The sequence below is a fragment of the Pseudarthrobacter sp. NCCP-2145 genome, from assembly GCF_023708005.1.
Lineage (GTDB): Bacteria > Actinomycetota > Actinomycetes > Actinomycetales > Micrococcaceae > Arthrobacter > Arthrobacter oxydans.
This window is the reverse complement of record NZ_BRCG01000026.1, coordinates 1-15,561: the sequence shown is the minus strand read 5'-3', so window position 1 is coordinate 15,561 and position 15,561 is coordinate 1. Positions and strand designations below refer to the sequence as shown.

The following is a 15,561-nucleotide window of genomic DNA, read 5'->3' as shown; positions in this document are numbered from 1 at the left end:
TCGGATCCGCGAACAGGCCGCGGTTTTGTTGTCCCCGGCGGTGAGTACCGGCAACAGCCCTCAGTGCTGCCATGTTCAAATGCAAGTACTCGCTACTCGTGCGGGCTGCTGCACCACCAAGACTTAATGGTCAGCGGGGGCATGAGCTTCCTTTGGATCTGGACGCAACACCTGAGGAGGCATAATGCCGGCCATCAACGAGTGGAAAACCCGGGCGGCTGAGCATCTCCGGCGAGACTCCGAGGACTGGAGGATCGAACCCCGCCAGGCGCGGCTGCTCATCCTGATCCCGTTCATCATCGCCGTGGTTGCGGCGGCAGCCCTTCCGTTCAAGGACTTCTACCTGTGGCTGGTTAACGAGGATTCGCTGATCGAATGGCTGCAGTTCGCCTGCCTGCTGGCGGCAAGCATCTTCCTGCCCCTCATCACTGTGTACCTGATCCGCGCCAAACGCTGGGGCATCGCTGCGCTCTATGCGATTGTCACGCTGGGGGTCTGGTTCCTGACGGGCGAGGAGATTTCCTGGGGCCAGCGCATCTTCGGCTGGGCCACGCCCGAATCCCTGAACGAGGTCAACCGCCAGGGCGAGACCACAGTGCACAACATCCGCGGCGTGCAGGAACTGGTCCCCGCCGCCATGCTCCTCGCGAGCCTCTACGGCGCCTGTGCCCCGCTGGTCTGGGCTGCCGCTGGAAAACGCTGGGAGCAGCTGAAAAACAGGCGCCTGCTGATCCCGCCGCTGTGCCTGGTGCCGGCCTTCCTGCTGGCCGCCGGCTACCGCCTCTTCCGCCTGCTGATCTGGCCGGAGCCCACGTTCGTCATCTCGGAGTATGCCGAGGCGATGGAACTGTCCCTCTACCTGGGGCTCGCGATGTTCTGTTGGTACAACCTGCGACTGCTGCGTGAGCCGCAGCCAGGGCCTGGCCGGAACCAGACCCGGGGCCTTCACCGCAGGGCTGCGTAGGGTTCAAGGCCCCTCATGGCTCCAGGATGGTCTTGAGTTTCAGCAGGTCCTTGCGGGTTTCCCGGCGGATCATCGGTGCCATGAACAGCCCGGCCAGCTTCGAGAAACCCTTGGACCCCGTGCCCAGCAATCCGGTGGTCAGGCCCTGCGACCTCTGGATGTTGGCGTACCATGCGGGGGAACCACGTTAGTCCCCAGCCGTCCATGGGAGGCCCCGCATGGAAGCCATCAACAGCAAGCTGCTGAACTGGGCCTCGATCCTGGATGACAAGACGCGTGAGCAGGCGGTGAAGACCTCGCAGCTGCCGTTCATCTATCCGCACCTGGCCCTGATGCCCGATGCGCACCTGGGAAAGGGTGCCACCGTGGGCTCGGTGATCCCCACCCTGAACGCCATCATGCCGGCGGCGGTGGGGGTGGATATCGGCTGCGGCATGATCGCCGTCCGGACCCAGTACTCGCTGGAGGACCTGCCCAAGGACCGGAAGCGGCTGCGCGAGGACATCGAGCGTGCCATCCCGCTGTCCGCCGGCCACAACAACCGGACGGTGCAGGCCACGGCGGAGCCGCGGATTGCCGAGCTGAAGCAGTTGGCCGCGACAGCCGGCTTCAACCCGGCACAGTACGTGGAGAAGTGGGACCTCCAGCTGGGCTCGCTCGGATCCGGCAACCACTTCATTGAAGTCTGCGCGGACGAGGCCGACGCCGTGTGGCTGTTCCTGCATTCCGGTTCCCGGGGCGTCGGCAACAAGATCGCCCAGCATCACATCGGCGTCGCCCGGCACGTGGTGGCGAAGAAGCAGATCCACCTGCCGGACCCGGACCTCGCCTACCTTGAGGAGGGCACGCCGCAGTTCGACCGGTACATGGCAGAGCTGCACTGGGCCCAGCACTTCGCCCTCCTGAACCGCGAAGAGATGATGGACCGCGTCAGCGCCCAGTTCGGTCGGTGGGCGGGCGGGCCTGTGCAGGAACTCGAGCGTGTCAACTGCCACCACAACTTCACCCGGCAGGAGGTCCACTACGGCAAGTCCGTCTGGGTGTCCCGCAAGGGCGCCATCAAAGCCGCGCACGGCGATCCCGGACTTATTCCGGGGTCCATGGGGACGTCGTCGTACGTGGTGGAAGGACTCGGCAACGCGGCGGCGCTGAACTCCTCGCCGCACGGGGCAGGCCGGGAGTACTCCCGCAACGCCGCCCGGAAGACCTTCTCCCTCGACGAACTGAAAAAGGCCATGCGGGGGATCGAGTTCAGGGCGTCGGAGGCGTTCATCGACGAGATACCCGCAGCCTACAAACCCATCGACGTCGTCATGCAGGACGCGGCGGACCTGGTCACCGTCCGGCACAAGCTGCGGCAGCTGGTCAACGTCAAGGGAAACTGAGGCGGGCACGGGCACCGTTCAGGCGAGCCCGGCGAAGGGCGTCCGAATATGACGCTAGATGAACCTGCGTGACCCCCCGTTTCCGCGTCATTGAACGGGTTTGGGGCACTCCCTATGGTGAAACAATGACTAGTTCCAAGCCCGGGATGACCCGCATCGTGGCAGGCGAAAGCGCGGTACCCAAGCGCAAGCGTGCCATCGAGGCTGCCCTGGCCATCGGGCTGGTCCTGCTGATCGCCGTCGGCGCCGTGGTGGCCTCCACCGTCTCACGCAACACGGAGGCGCAGGCCGCTGAACCCACGCCCGCCGCCGAGCTCAAGCTTGGATACTTCGGCAACGTCACCCACGCCCCGGCACTGGTGGGCATCAAGCAGGGCTTCCTGTCCGAAGCCCTGGGCAGCACCGCGCTCAGCACCGAGACGTTCAATGCCGGGCCCGCGGCCATCGAGGCCCTGAACGCCGGTGCCATCGACGCCGCCTACATCGGCCCCAACCCGGCCATCAACTCGTTCGTCAAGAGCCAGGGCCAGTCCGTGCGCATCATCGCCGGCGCCGCCGCGGGCGGTGCGCAGCTGGTGGTCAAGCCTGAGATCAACTCCGCCGCGGACCTCAAGGGCAGGACCCTCGCCTCCCCGCAGCTCGGCGGCACCCAGGATGTGGCACTCCGCTCCTGGCTTGCCTCCGAGGGATACCAGACCAACGTGGACGGCAGCGGTGACGTGGCCATCAACCCCACGGAAAACGCGCAGACGCTCAAGCTGTTCCAGGACGGAAAGCTCGACGGCGCGTGGCTGCCTGAGCCATGGGCCTCGCGGCTGGTGCTCCAGGCCGGAGCGAAGGTGCTGGTGGACGAAAAGGACCTCTGGGACGGGACCGGTACCGGCAAGCCCGGCGAGTTCCCCACCACCGTCCTGATCGTGAACCAGAAGTTCGCCGCCGACCACCCGGACACCGTCAAGGCCCTCCTGGCCGGCCACGCGGAGTCGGTGGCCTGGCTGAACGAGGCTCCCGCCGCGGAAAAGGCAGGCGTCATCAACTCGGCACTGCAGGAATCGGCCGGGGCAGCCCTGGCCGACGACGTCCTGGCACGGTCCCTGGCCAACATCGCCTTCACCCTTGACCCGCTGGCCGGAAGCTACCCGCGGCTGCTGGAGGACGGCGTCGAGGCCGGCACCACCAAGCAGGCCGACATCACCGGCCTCTTCGACCTCCGGCCGCTCAACGAGGTTGCCGCCGGCGCAGACCTTGCCGGCGCAGGCACCAGCAGCAAGATTTCAGCAGCCGGCCTCGGCCAGGACTGATCCAACCCACCAACTTAAGGACGGCACCATGCCAGTCGTACTGGAACACCTGGGCAAGCGCTTCGGCGACGGCGCCCCGGTACTGGACGACGTCAACGCCACCATCGGGAAGGGCGAGTTCGTTGCCCTCCTCGGTGCCTCCGGCTGCGGCAAATCCACCCTGCTGAACATCATCGCGGGACTGGAGCCGCCGTCGTCGGGCGCCCTGGAGGTACCCAGCGACGGTGCCGCCTTTATGTTCCAGGACGCCGCGCTCTTCCCCTGGCTCACCGCCCGGGAGAACATCGAACTGGCCCTGAAACTCCGCGGCGTTGGCAAGGCAGACCGTAAGGCCAAGGCCCAGGAGCTGCTGGAGCTGGTGCACCTGGGTGCGGCGGGGGACAAGCGCCCGCACGAGCTCTCCGGAGGCATGCGGCAGCGCGTGTCCCTGGCGAGGTCGCTCGCGCAGGACCGGCAGCTGCTGCTCATGGACGAGCCTTTCGCCGCCCTCGACGCCATCACCCGCGACCTGCTGCACGATGAGCTGGAGCGGATCTGGAAGGAAACCGGCCGCACCATCGTCTTCGTGACCCACAACGTCCGCGAAGCCGTCCGGCTGGGCCAGCGCGTGCTGTTGCTGTCCTCCCGCCCCGGCCGCGTGGTCCAGGAATGGGCCGTCACCGAGGAACACCGCACCGACGCCGGGCTCGCCGGCCAGCTGACCGGGGTCATCACCGCCCGGCTCCGGGAGGAGATCCGCCGCCATGCCAAGTAACCCAACGCCCCTGGCTGAAGCTTCCGCCGACCCCGCCGAACCCCGGCACATCCACGCCGCACTCACGCGCACCTCCACCGGCAACGAGGATCTGCGCGAACTCGAGTCCGGGCTGGACTCCCTGCAGTCAGACGCCGCCCGCAAGAACCGCATCGACTGGAGCCGCATCCTGCTGCCCATCGCCGCCCTGGTGGTGCTGATGCTGGCATGGCAGTTCTACGTCTCGCTCGGCCTGAAACGCCGCGACCTGGTGCCCGGCCCGCTGGATGTCGCAGCGCAGGTGGGCGTCCTCTGGAACGAAGGCAAGCTCCAGGAAGCCGTGTGGACGTCACTGCAGCGCGGGCTGGTGGGCTTCCTGATTTCGGTTGCCATCGCCACGCCCTTGGGCCTCCTGTTGGCACAGGTCGCGCCGCTGCGCCGGGCCTTTGGTCCGCTGATTTCCGGGCTTCAGGTGCTGCCGTCGGTTGCCTGGGTCCCGGCGGCCATCATCTGGTTCGGCCTCACCGATGCCACTGTGTACTTCGTGGTGTTCATGGGCGCCATCCCGTCCATCATCAACGGCCTGATCTCCGGTGTGGACCAGATCCCGCCGCAGTACCGGCGCGTTGGTACCGTCCTGGGCGCGTCCCGGCTGGAGATGGCGCTGCAGATCATCCTTCCCGCCGCACTGCCCGGCTACCTGGGCGGCCTGAAGCAGGGCTGGGCCTTCTCCTGGCGGTCCCTCATGGCGGCGGAAATCATCGCCGTGGGCGGCACCATCGGCTTCGGCCTGGGTTCCTTGCTGGACCAGGGCCGGATCCTGTCCGACATGACGGTGGTGATGTCGGCGATCCTGCTGATCCTCGCCGTCGGCATCCTGATCGAACTGCTGGTCTTCGGGCCCATCGAGAAGCGACTCCTCCGCAGCCGCGGGCTCCTGGCCGGCAGCACCCGCTAAGCACCCCCACCTTCCGCACCCCGCGAAGCCCGACGGCGCCTCCCGCCGTCGGGCTTTGCCGTGTCCGCCGACCCACATCAGCAAGGTGGCAGACTGGCCCCATGACCGCCAGTTTTGTGTGCCGCACCGAGAGCTCCCTTCCGCCGGAACGGCTGTTTGACCTGGCCCGGAGCATCGACGTCCACGTGGAGTCCCAGAAGGGCTCGGGGGAGCGGGCGGTGGCCGGGGTGAGATCAGGGCTGATCGGCGAAGGGCAGGAAGTCACCTGGCGGGCGCGGCACTTCGGGATTCCACTCACCATGACCAGCCGCGTCACGCAGGTGGACTTCCCCCACAGCTTCACGGACGAGCAGGTCCGCGGCCCCTTCAGGTCCTTCCGCCACGTCCACGAATTCGAGGCCAGGCCCGGCGGCTGCATCATGACGGACCGGGTGGAGTTCGCGGCGCCGTTCGGGCTCCTGGGCCGCGCAGCCGGGAAGCTCGTCCTGCGGCCCTACCTGCAGCGGCTCATCCGGGACCGCGGGCGGTTCCTGGCCGGGATCGGCAGCTGAACCGGGGCACATCGGCGCGGGCTCGCCGGGGAACACGGTGCATAGAGTCCTGACACCCGCCGGTGTGCCCCAGGACCGCGGGCGACGGCGGTCCCAGGCCTTTGTGACGCAGCGTTACCTTACGTGAACTGGTGTTGCTGCGCCGTTGTTGGCACATGTGAGGCCGCCCTACCGTTGATTCATGGCAATTCAGGATATCTACCCCACGGCGCTGCGCCTCCTTGGCCGCCCCGTGCTGGTGGTGGGCGGCGGCCCTGTTGCAGCCCGCCGCGCCAAGGGGCTGCTCGACGCCGGTGCACGGGTCACCGTCGTGGCTCCCGTTGCCTCCGCAGCGCTCCAGGAACTGGCCGACGCCGGCCTCCTCACCTGGGAGCCGCGCGCCTACCTTTCCTCCGACGTCGACGGCGTGTGGTTCGTCCAGACGGCTACCGGCGATTCCGCCGTGGACGCAAAGGTATCGGCCGACGCCGAGGCGCAGCGCGTCTGGTGCGTCAACGCCTCCGACCACGAAGCCTCCGCAGCCTGGACCCCGGCTGTTGCCGAAGTGGACGACGTCAAGATCGCCGTGAACGCAGGGGGAGACCCGCGCCGCGCCATGGCCGTCCGCGACGCCGTTGCCACCGCACTCGAAACCGGCGACCTTCCGCTGCGCCGCCGCCGGGCCCACCGCGGTTCCGTGGCGCTGGTGGGCGGCGGACCCGGGGACACCGGCCTGATCACCGTCCGCGGCCGACGCCTCCTGGGCCAGGCCGACGTTGTGGTGGCAGACCGCCTGGGCCCCCGCGAACTCCTCAACGAACTCGCCCCGGACATCCGCGTCATCGAGGTGGGCAAGACCCCCGGCCACCACCCCGTGCCGCAGGCCGGGATCAACCGGATCCTGGTCGAGGAGGCCCTCAAAGGCCACCGCGTGGTCCGGCTGAAAGGCGGGGATCCCTACGTCCTGGGCCGCGGCGGCGAAGAGGCCGAATACTGCCGGCAGCACGGCGTCGAGGTCGAAGTGGTCTCCGGTGTCACATCCGCTATCTCCGTCCCGGCGGCCGCCGGAATCCCTGTCACGCACCGGGGCCTCGCCAAGGGCTTCAGCGTGGTGACCGGACACGAGGAGCTCTCCGAGGTTCCCGCCCGGGCCGACCACACCATCGTCCTGCTGATGGGCGTGGGCCAGCTGCGCGAATCCGCGTCCGCCCTGGGCAAAGCCGGCCTGCCGGCGGGGACGCCAGTTGGTATCGTGGAAAACGGCTATTTGCCGGACCAGCGCGTGACCATTGGCACTCTTGGTTCCATTGCGGACCAGGCGGAAGCCGCCGGCGTCGCAAATCCCGCAGTCATTGTCATCGGTGACGTTGTGCGCGTGAGCCCCTTCGCGCCGTCGCACTTCAAAACCGCTGACTACAGCACCACCACCCCGAACAAGCCCCGCACCAGCAAGCCCCGAGTCCTCACCACCTAGCCACCACCCAACTAGGTAGCAGCAGATGTCCTTATGAGCCCTCAAAACGACATCAACTGCTACTTAGTTGGGCCGGACCGAAGAAAAAGGAACACAGCCGTGTCATCAAGCACCACCGTAGGTTCTGCCGATCGTCCGCTGCGCGTCGCCGTCGTGGGCTCCGGCCCGGCAGGCGTCTACGCCGCCGACATCCTCACCAAGAGCGAAGCCGTCAAGAGCGGCGAGCTGACCGTGAGCATCGACCTCTTTGACCGCTACCCGGCACCCTATGGCCTGATCCGCTACGGCGTGGCCCCGGACCACCCCCGCATCAAGGGCATCGTCAACGCCCTGCACAAGGTCCTGGACCGCGGCGACATCCGGTTCTTCGGCAACGTGGACTACGGCACCGACCTCACCATCGAGGACCTCCGCACCCACTACGACGCCGTCATCTTCGCCACCGGCGCCATCAAGGACGCGGACCTGAACATTCCCGGCATCGAGCTGGAAGGCTCCTTCGGCGGCGCAGACTTCGTCTCCTGGTACGACGGCCACCCGGACGTGCCGCGCGAATGGCCGCTGGACGCCAAGGAAATCGCCGTAATCGGCAACGGCAACGTGGCCCTGGACGTGGCCCGCGTCCTCTCCAAGCACGCCGACGACCTGCTGGTCTCCGAAATCCCGGACAACGTCTACGCCGGCCTGAAGGCTTCCCCGGTCACGGACGTGCATGTGTTCGGCCGCCGCGGCCCTGCCCAGGTGAAGTTCACCCCGCTGGAGCTGCGCGAGCTGTCCCACTCCAAGGACGTGGACATCATCCTGTACCCGGAGGACTTCGAGTTCGACGAGGAATCGGACCGGCAGATCCAGAGCAACAACCAGACCAAGACCATGGTGGGCACGCTCACCAACTGGATCGCCGAGCAGCCCGAGGACGTCTCCGAGCTGAAGGCTTCCCGCCGCCTGCACCTGCACTTCCTGCACAGCCCGGTGGAGATCTACGACGACGCCGAGACCCCGGGCAAGGTGGCCGGCATGCGGTTTGAGCGCACCGAGCTGGACGGCACGGGCAACGCCCGCGGCACCGGCGAGTTCGTGGACTACCCGGTCCAGGCCGTCTACCGCGCCATTGGCTACTTCGGTTCCGCCCTGCCGGAGATCGAGTTCGACCACACCAAGGGAGTCATCCCGAACGACGGCGGCCGCGTCCTGGACGCTGCCGGCACCCACGTGCCGGGCATCTACGCCACCGGCTGGATCAAGCGCGGCCCCGTGGGCCTGATCGGCCACACCAAGGGCGACGCCCTCGAGACGGTCACCTACCTGCTGGAGGACCGCGAAAACCTGCCCGTTGCCGCTGTTCCCGAAGCCGATGCCGTGGTTGAACTCCTCGACGCCCGCGGCGTGCAGTTCACCAGCTGGGAAGGCTGGCTGGCGCTGGACGCGCACGAACTGGCCCTCGGCGCAGCCGCCACCGAGGCCGGCGGCTCGCACGGTGTTGAGGTCAAGCGTGAGCGCATCAAGGTGGTGCCGCGCGAGGACATGGTGAACATCTCCCGCGACGGCGTGGCCGCGCAGGTCTAGGCAGTTTCACCACCCCGGGGCCCTGCGTGCCGGTCCTTTGATGGACCGGCACGCAGGGCCCCGGGTGCTTTAAAGCTGGGTGCTTTAAAGCTGGGTGCTTTAAAGCTGGGTGCTTTAACGCCGGGGAGTGCTTTAACCCTGCCCGGCTATTTCCCGGCCCCGCCTGCTGCCATCAGCTCCAGCCGCCGCAGGGTTTCCCGGTTCCGGACAGCGATCAGGGGGGCGCGCAGGAACTTGGGCATCAGCTTTCCCGGACCGCGGACGGCGTCCTCCGATATGGTGACCTGGCATTGCCCGCCACGGTCCTCCAGCGTGATGACGACCTTCGCTTCGCCCATGGGCCAGCCCCGGGCGACCACCTCCAGCCGGCGGCCGGGCTCGACGGCGGTCACCTGGGAGCTGTCGTCGATCACCAGCGGCCAGCCGCCCACGGAATGGTGGAGGCGTGCGCCTGCTTCCGGCCACCGGTCGTCCACGGCACGGATCCGGGAGGTGCCCACCACCCAGCCGGAGTAGAGCCAGCCATCGGCGATGACCCTCCACACATCGGCGGCGGGGGAGTTGAACAGCTGGGACACGGTGGACATGGTGTTCCTTTCTGTGGCGGCGGATAGTGTGCTTGTCCCGCCCGGCGTATGGCCTGCGGGTGCGGATGATGCCAGTGCGGAAGGTGCGACGGCGGGAGGTGCCGGCCGCTGCGCCGCCCGGTAGGAGTGTTCCCTCAGGCGGCGGGTCCAGGCGTAGGTCTGGGCTCCCGGCGGCTGGTTCTCGAGGGGATTGAAGCGCAGGGGAGTATCCGCCGGTTCCGGTTCTGCCCTCAGGCGGAGTTCACCGCATTCGCGCCACGGCCCCGTGGGTTTGGCCCAATAGAGGTGCAGCACCCATTCCCCGGATGCCAGCGGCCCGTCAGGGAGCCCGCTGGTCCGGAGCCCCAGCAGCACCGGCCCTTTGCTGCCCCGGTACGGCATGAGTGTTGTGAACGTGGCGCCGGCAACGTCCAGTTTCGGCTGGAGCAGGAACCTGCCGGGAAGCCGCCAGCCCGTGGTGGCGAAGAGTACGTCCGTGATGCCGCCCGGGGATGGCGTGACGCGGAGGGCCAGGCCCAGGATGTCCGGAAGCTGCTGCGGCAGCCCCAGGGATCGGGAGAACCGGGCCCTGACGGAATCGACGCCGGGCGTATCGAGCCACTCCAGCCCGCTCGTTGCCCCGGTGCTGCCGGTCCTGGCCAGGTGTCCTGCCAGCCCGATGCCCTCCGGGTGGATGGGCCGGTCCGGCCGGGCCAGCTTTAGCACCCGGAACATGCCGGCGAAGGCGCGGCCGGCCGCCTCCGTGACGGCAGGGGTTGCATCTCCCGCTCCGGCACCGTGGCCGCCGGGGGTCTGGTCTTTCGCTGCGGAGTGCGTCATGGTTCCTTCGTACCCCGAAACAGGCCGGAACTACATTCGGCCGAACCGGGACCGGACCAGGGCGAAGATTCCGTAGGCGATGAATCCGGCGCCGATGGCCACCAGCAGGGTCGGGCCGAACGGGTGGTCCCGCAAAGCCTTGAGGCTGCCGTCCAGCCCGGTGGACTCCTGGGCGTTGTGCTTGGCGGCGGCGATCACGAAGAGCAGCCCGGTGAGGAACAGCGCTATCCCTTTGGCTATGTGGCCGGCAACGCCCAGCGAGTCGATCAGCCTGCCGCGCCGTGTGCCGTCAAAGTGGAAGAGCTCTTCCTTGAATCCGCGCCGGACCCCCTTGACCACGAAGTAGATCCCGATGCCGATGATCGTCAGGCCCAGGGCCACGAGTGTCCAGAGCCCCACCGGCGTCGCCATCAACGTGGCGCTGAAATCACGGGTGCTTTCGCTGGAGTCCCCGCCCATCCCCACGGCGAAGCCCGCGAAGCTGAGCCCCACGCTGGTGTACGCGATGGCCAGGAAGCCCGAGGAGACCAGCTTGGAGAGCCGCTCCTTCCGCGGCAGGGGGCGTGCCCGCAGCGTTGCCTCGCTCGCCTGCCACAACCCCAGGCCGAAGCATGCCAGCACGCAGGACCACATGACGGCCGGGCCCCACGGGTTCGCGGCCAGCTGCTCGATGGCGCCCGTAGGTTCCGCTTCCCCGGGCTGTCCAAACGCCACGGCGATGGCGATGGCCCCGATGATCACGTGCAGCAGGGCCATGACGGCGAAGCCGGCCCGGGCCAGGACGTCCAGGGCGGGGTGGTTGGAGGCCTGCTCGACGGCGTCGGCGGCCTGGCTGATGGTGGAATCCCCGTCCGACATGCGTCAGCCGTTCATCGGCCCTTCGGCACGCAGCTTCTCAGCACCCGGCCCCTCAACGTGCACGGTGCAGCGGACCACAAGCTTGCCCGGGGCGTTGTCCAGCTCCACGAGGGAGTCGTCGGCACTGAGGACCGTAAACACCTGGGAGTCGGCCACGACGGAAACCCCTTTGGCCTTTGCGGTCTCCCGGGCATTGGCCAGGGCCTCGTCCTGCAGGTTTCCTACGTATGCGTCCTCTTGTTCCCGCGCCGGATCACCAAATGCCCAGCCGAACAGCGTCCCTGTGTTTCCCATGGCCACGATATTACGCGTTCCGCCCGGAGAAGACGGGCTTTCGTAACATTAGTAAGTGTGCTTACCATGGGCGGACCATGACCTTGATGGGACACGGCACGTGAAGTCCGCAGGCGCGGCATCTTAACCAGCTCAACGACAGGAAATGCACACCATGGCAGGAAATCTTATTGCCCGTTCAGTCCACGACCTCACGGCAGCAGCGTGGTTCGGCGGTTCCCTCATGGGCGCCATCGGCTTGAACGGTGCGGCAGCGGAGGCCAAGGACCCGTCCGAGCGGACGCGGCTCTCCAGCGCCGGCTGGATGAAGTGGGCGCCGTTCCAGACGGCGGCATTCGCCTCCCACCTGGTGGCGGACCTCGCCATTGCCTGGGAGAACAAGGGGCGCATTGCCAAGCAGGAAGGCGTCGCCAGGGACACGGTCATCAAGACCGCGGTCACCGTGGTGGGCGCGGCGGTGACCCTGTACTCCGGCCTCCTGGGCAAGAAGGTGGAGAAGCTGGCCGGTGAAGGCGCCGAGGGTGCCACTGAGCCCCGTCCGGACGCCTCCGACGAGCTGAAGGCCGCCCAGCAGCAGCTGAAGATGCTGCAGTGGGCCATCCCGGCCTTCGCTGGCGCCGTGATCGTCCTTGGCGCCAAGCACGGCGAGATGCAGCGGCCCAAGAACGTGTTCGCGGGCCTCCGCTCCTAGCGAGGCGGGGCTGTCCCGCAGCTCAGGCAGTAAACGCACGACGACGGTCCGGCACCCAGGTGCCCGACCGTCGTCGTGTCCTGTTTTTGTCCAAGGGGTTAGATCGGGTTGGTGCCGGCCGGCGGGAGGTCCGGGTTCATGTCCTCCAGGTGTGGGTCTTCAGCCGTCCAGACCTGGATGATGGCCCAGGCGACGGCCGCCAGCGGGACGGACAGGACCGCGCCGACGATGCCCGCCAGGATGGTGCCGGCCGTCAGGGCCATCAGGATCACCAGTGCGTGGAGCTGCAGCGACTTGCCCATGACCACCGGCTGCAGGAGGTCGCCCTCCAGCTGGTTGACCGCAATCACCACGGCCACCACGATCAGGGCAACCACCGGCCCGTTCGCCACCAGGGCCACGAGCGCGGCGAGGATTCCGGCCACCGTTGCACCCACCAGCGGAATGAAGGCGCCGAGGAAAACGATGATGGCCAGCGGGAAGGCCAGCGGCACCTGCATGATCAGCAGTGCCGCGCCAATGGCCACGGTGTCCACCAGGGCCACGATGGCGGTGCCGCGGACGTAGCCGCCGAGAACCTCAAGGGTCCGGCTGCCCACCCGGCGCAGCTTCGCCTCCCGGGCACCGCTGAAGGGGCGGAGGAAGAAGTTCCAGATCTTGGCCCCGTCCTTGAGGAAGAAGAACAGGATGATGACCATGAGGCTGGCGCCGGCAATGAACTCGGTGACCATCGAGAGCCCGGTGATGGCGCCGGAACGCACCTGGCTGCTGGTGGCAAAGTCGATGATTCCCTGCCGGGCCTGGTTGAGCTGCTCCTGATCGATGGGAACCGGGCCGGTCAGCAGGAACTGCTCCAGCTCGTCCAGACCTGAGGAGGCCTGCTGGGCCAGTTCACCCCATTGGCTGCGGACTGAGAAATAGATCACTGTGCCAACACCGCCAAGGAGCAGCAGCAGCCCAATGAACGCGATGCCCGTGGCCAGTCCGCCGCGCATTCCCCGGCGCCGGAGCATGTTCACGAACGGGCCGATCGCGGCGGCCAGGATCAGCGCTATCAGGATGGGGATCACCAGGAGCTTGATCTGCATCAGCGCATAGACGGACACCACCGCCACGGTGAGGATCAGCAGTATCTGGGCGGACCGGATGCCCACGCGGCCCAGGCCGTCACCCCACAGCTGGGAGGGGGACTTGATGTCCCGGGGAACCCTGGCGGCCCGCCGCTGCGCGTGCGGCGCCGCTGGCAAGTCCGTCCCGGTTGAAGCCGTCCCTGCCGGCTGCGCAGGCTCTTTGCCCAGCTCGTGGCCGGTCAGGCGTGATGATCGCGCCATGGAAACTCCTCGTCGTCAGCGGTGCCTGCCCCGCCGTGGTGGGAGGCGGACAGGACTACCTTCCTCAGATAGTAAGCATACTGACCGATTAAGCGGTGAAGAAACCCCACGGCCGCACTATCCTGCCAGCCACTCCGCGCAGGAGTTCAGGTTCCGGTCAACGGTGGCGACGGCGGCGTCCTCGTCCCGCGCTTCGATGGCCACCACCAGCAGGTCGTGGCCTTCGTGCGGGCGGCCGTCGAAGCCGGGCCGGCGCTGCTGCTTGAGGAGGTCCTGGTGGAAGGCGCTGCCGAAACTGAGGTACAGCTCGTGCAGCAGGGGATTCCCGGAGGCTTGTGCCACCCGTTCGTGGAAGCCCCAGTCCGCCCGCGCCCACGCCTCATAGTCTCCCCGTGTCCAGGCCTGGTCCCGGGCGGTGAGCAGGGCACGCAGGGCCGTGACGTCGTCGGCCGTGGCATGGCGGGCCGCCAGGCGGGCAGCCTGGGTGTCCAGGCCCAGCCGGACTTCCAGGATGTGCTGCTCGGTGTGGTCCTGGTACATGCGCCGGGCGGCGCCGGACAGTTCGCTGGTGGCGCGGACATAGGTGCCGTCGCCGCGCCGCACCTCCAGCATGCCGCTGTGGGCAAGGGCCTTGATGCCCTCGCGGAGGGTGCCGCGCGAGACCCCCAGGCCGGCCATCAGCTCCGGTTCGGACGGGATGCGCTGGTGGAGGGGCCATTCGCCGGACTGCACCATGGCGCGCAGTTTGGCAGTGACCTCGTCGGCCAGCGGCGGGCGGGCGGAAGGACTCAGTGCCATGGCTGCTACTTCCTTCCCACGGCGTTGGTCATGGCCTTGCCCGTGATCAGGTGCGCCACCACGATCTGGGCCAGCGCCAGGGCAAGGAGGAGCAGGAGGGGAAGGGTCCACCCGCCGGTGGCACTGTGCAACAGCCCCATGCCGAATGGCCCCAGGGTGGCCACCAGATAGCCCGTGGACTGCGCCAGCGTTGACAGCGCCGTGGTTTCGGCGGTGCTCGCCCCGCTGCGGCTGATCATCACCATCACCAGCGGGAAGATCCCCAGGCCAAACCCGAGCAGGGCGGCAGGCACGGCGGCCAGCCCCACCGGCAGGACCAGCAGCGATACCAGCCCGGCAACCATGGTGACGCTAACCAGGTAGAACGCCGGCCGCAGCATCCGCGGACGGGAACCGATGGCGATCAGCACCATGCCGGCCGGGACGGAGACAAGCTGCATCAGCCCGAACATCAGTCCGCTGTCCGCGGCGCTCAGGCCCATGGTGGTCAGCATGTACGGGAACCAGCTCAGCAGGGCGTAGGCGAGCAGGGCCTGGAGCGTGAAGATCGCGGTGAGGAGCAGCCCCTTGCGGGTCCGCAGCAGCGGCCAGGGGGAGATCCGCCCTCCGGCCGCCCGGGGACTGTGCCGGTGCGCATGCAGCGCCACGGGAAGGAAGCCCAGGAATGCCGCCACGGCAGTGATGCCAATGGCGCCGACGGCGGCCGAAGGCGAGCCGAGTGCCTGCGCCAGCGGTACCACCGCGACGGCGGTGACGGTGGCCCCCGTGGTCATGGTCACCGTGTAGACGGCGGTCATCAGGGACGTCCGGTGGGCAAAGTGTTCGCGGATGAAGGAGGGCATGGCCACGTTGCACACCGCCAGGCCGGACATGCCCAGGACACTTCCGGCCACCAGCATGCCGGTGGCGGGGATGCCGCGCAGGAGGAGTCCGCCCGCCAGCATGGACAGGGCCACAAGGATCGCCTTCTCCACGCCCAGCCGGCCCGTCAGCCAGGACGTGCCCGCCCCTGCCAGCGCGAAGCACAGCGTGGGAATGGACGGGATGATGGCCGCCACCAGCGCGCCGTAGCCCAGCACCAACTGAAGGTCGTGCAGCAGTGCCGACGCGCCGGTGATGCCCGCCCGCAGGTTCAGTCCGATGAGCACCAGGGCTATGACACCGAACACGACGGCGGACCGGGGCTTGGCCTGGCCCGTTGCGGTTGCCGGGGCCGCTGCCCTTCCCGATGTCGGCGCCGGGGCGGGCACGGGGGCTGCGGCGGCCTGGGCG

15 protein-coding genes are annotated in these 15,561 nt (G+C 68.0%); 9 read left to right on the top strand and 6 right to left on the bottom strand.

What is annotated here, in order from left to right:
* Nucleotides 1-184: 184 nt before the first annotated feature.
* From NFU08_RS18360 to NFU08_RS18325, 8 genes are all read left to right on the top strand, one after another.
* Nucleotides 185-964, top strand: a complete 780-nt coding sequence (locus NFU08_RS18360; protein ID WP_251425170.1) for a hypothetical protein — start codon at nt 185-187, stop codon at nt 962-964.
* Between the two features lie 218 nt (nt 965-1,182).
* Nucleotides 1,183-2,349 carry an RtcB family protein gene (locus NFU08_RS18355; protein WP_251425168.1) on the top strand — a complete coding sequence of 389 codons (1,167 nt, stop codon included), beginning with the start codon at nt 1,183-1,185 and terminating at the stop codon, nt 2,347-2,349.
* 146 nt (nt 2,350-2,495) lie between these two features.
* Nucleotides 2,496-3,650 carry an ABC transporter substrate-binding protein gene (locus NFU08_RS18350; RefSeq protein ID WP_251425275.1) on the top strand — a complete coding sequence of 385 codons (1,155 nt, stop codon included), beginning with the start codon at nt 2,496-2,498 and terminating at the stop codon, nt 3,648-3,650.
* 28 nt (nt 3,651-3,678) lie between these two features.
* Entirely contained in the window at nt 3,679-4,404 is a 726-nt protein-coding gene (locus NFU08_RS18345) for an ABC transporter ATP-binding protein (RefSeq protein WP_104184437.1), read from the top strand.
* A complete protein-coding gene (locus tag NFU08_RS18340) occupies nt 4,394-5,341 on the top strand; it encodes an ABC transporter permease (protein ID WP_251425165.1) in 948 nt (315 codons plus the stop codon). Before NFU08_RS18345 ends, NFU08_RS18340 begins: the two co-directional genes overlap by 11 nt.
* 101 nt (nt 5,342-5,442) lie before the next feature.
* Nucleotides 5,443-5,892: an SRPBCC family protein gene (locus NFU08_RS18335; RefSeq protein ID WP_251425162.1), complete on the top strand. Its 450-nt coding sequence runs from the start codon at nt 5,443-5,445 to the stop codon at nt 5,890-5,892.
* A gap of 181 nt (nt 5,893-6,073) precedes the next feature.
* On the top strand, nt 6,074-7,345 hold the full coding sequence (gene cobA / locus NFU08_RS18330) for a uroporphyrinogen-III C-methyltransferase (protein ID WP_251425159.1): 1,272 nt from the start codon (nt 6,074-6,076) through the stop codon (nt 7,343-7,345).
* Between the two features lie 99 nt (nt 7,346-7,444).
* Nucleotides 7,445-8,911, top strand: a complete 1,467-nt coding sequence (locus NFU08_RS18325; RefSeq protein WP_174180095.1) for an FAD-dependent oxidoreductase — start codon at nt 7,445-7,447, stop codon at nt 8,909-8,911.
* A gap of 146 nt (nt 8,912-9,057) precedes the next feature.
* Here the strand turns inward: NFU08_RS18325 and NFU08_RS18320 are convergent, their stop codons facing one another.
* Genes NFU08_RS18320 through NFU08_RS18310 form a run of 3 tightly spaced genes read right to left on the bottom strand, consistent with a single transcriptional unit; the run spans nt 9,058 to nt 11,469 of the window.
* The gene (locus tag NFU08_RS18320; protein ID WP_251425157.1) at nt 9,058-10,317 is read right to left on the bottom strand and encodes an SRPBCC family protein; all 1,260 of its coding nucleotides are present in this window, start codon (nt 10,315-10,317) and stop codon (nt 9,058-9,060) included.
* Nucleotides 10,318-10,347: 30 nt separating this feature from the next.
* Nucleotides 10,348-11,175, bottom strand: a complete 828-nt coding sequence (locus NFU08_RS18315) for a DUF1206 domain-containing protein (RefSeq protein WP_174180093.1) — start codon at nt 11,173-11,175, stop codon at nt 10,348-10,350.
* Between the two features lie 3 nt (nt 11,176-11,178).
* Nucleotides 11,179-11,469 (bottom strand): hypothetical protein, encoded by a 291-nt coding sequence (locus tag NFU08_RS18310; RefSeq protein WP_174180091.1) that lies wholly within the window; start codon nt 11,467-11,469, stop codon nt 11,179-11,181.
* Nucleotides 11,470-11,623: 154 nt separating this feature from the next.
* On the opposite strand from NFU08_RS18310, the gene NFU08_RS18305 reads away from it, so the two are divergent.
* The gene (locus NFU08_RS18305; protein WP_174180089.1) at nt 11,624-12,160 is read left to right on the top strand and encodes a hypothetical protein; all 537 of its coding nucleotides are present in this window, start codon (nt 11,624-11,626) and stop codon (nt 12,158-12,160) included.
* Between the two features lie 98 nt (nt 12,161-12,258).
* On the opposite strand, the gene NFU08_RS18300 is transcribed toward NFU08_RS18305, so the two are convergent.
* The 3 genes from NFU08_RS18300 to NFU08_RS18290 form a co-directional block, all read right to left on the bottom strand.
* Complete coding sequence (locus NFU08_RS18300; protein WP_174180087.1) at nt 12,259-13,491, bottom strand: AI-2E family transporter; 1,233 nt, start codon at nt 13,489-13,491, stop codon at nt 12,259-12,261.
* Nucleotides 13,492-13,608: 117 nt separating this feature from the next.
* Nucleotides 13,609-14,289, bottom strand: coding sequence for a FadR/GntR family transcriptional regulator (locus NFU08_RS18295; protein ID WP_174180086.1), 681 nt, complete (start codon nt 14,287-14,289; stop codon nt 13,609-13,611).
* Nucleotides 14,290-14,294: 5 nt separating this feature from the next.
* Nucleotides 14,295-15,539 (bottom strand): MFS transporter, encoded by a 1,245-nt coding sequence (locus NFU08_RS18290; RefSeq protein ID WP_251425272.1) that lies wholly within the window; start codon nt 15,537-15,539, stop codon nt 14,295-14,297.
* Nucleotides 15,540-15,561 lie beyond the last annotated feature (22 nt).

Bases quoted from the DNA above. Each gene is read 5' to 3' on its own strand.
- NFU08_RS18345 (WP_104184437.1), top strand. From the start codon at position 3,679: ATGCCAGTCGTACTGGAACACCTGGGCAAGCGCTTCGGCGACGGCGCC.
- NFU08_RS18355 (WP_251425168.1), top strand. From the start codon at position 1,183: ATGGAAGCCATCAACAGCAAGCTGCTGAACTGGGCCTCGATCCTGGAT.
- NFU08_RS18305 (WP_174180089.1), top strand. From the start codon at position 11,624: ATGGCAGGAAATCTTATTGCCCGTTCAGTCCACGACCTCACGGCAGCA.
- cobA (WP_251425159.1), top strand. From the start codon at position 6,074: ATGGCAATTCAGGATATCTACCCCACGGCGCTGCGCCTCCTTGGCCGC.
- NFU08_RS18320 (WP_251425157.1), bottom strand. From the start codon at position 10,317: ATGACGCACTCCGCAGCGAAAGACCAGACCCCCGGCGGCCACGGTGCC.
- NFU08_RS18310 (WP_174180091.1), bottom strand. From the start codon at position 11,469: ATGGGAAACACAGGGACGCTGTTCGGCTGGGCATTTGGTGATCCGGCG.
- NFU08_RS18360 (WP_251425170.1), top strand. From the start codon at position 185: ATGCCGGCCATCAACGAGTGGAAAACCCGGGCGGCTGAGCATCTCCGG.
- NFU08_RS18315 (WP_174180093.1), bottom strand. From the start codon at position 11,175: ATGTCGGACGGGGATTCCACCATCAGCCAGGCCGCCGACGCCGTCGAG.
- NFU08_RS18335 (WP_251425162.1), top strand. From the start codon at position 5,443: ATGACCGCCAGTTTTGTGTGCCGCACCGAGAGCTCCCTTCCGCCGGAA.
- NFU08_RS18340 (WP_251425165.1), top strand. From the start codon at position 4,394: ATGCCAAGTAACCCAACGCCCCTGGCTGAAGCTTCCGCCGACCCCGCC.
- NFU08_RS18300 (WP_174180087.1), bottom strand. From the start codon at position 13,491: ATGGCGCGATCATCACGCCTGACCGGCCACGAGCTGGGCAAAGAGCCT.
- NFU08_RS18350 (WP_251425275.1), top strand. From the start codon at position 2,496: ATGACCCGCATCGTGGCAGGCGAAAGCGCGGTACCCAAGCGCAAGCGT.
- NFU08_RS18295 (WP_174180086.1), bottom strand. From the start codon at position 14,289: ATGGCACTGAGTCCTTCCGCCCGCCCGCCGCTGGCCGACGAGGTCACT.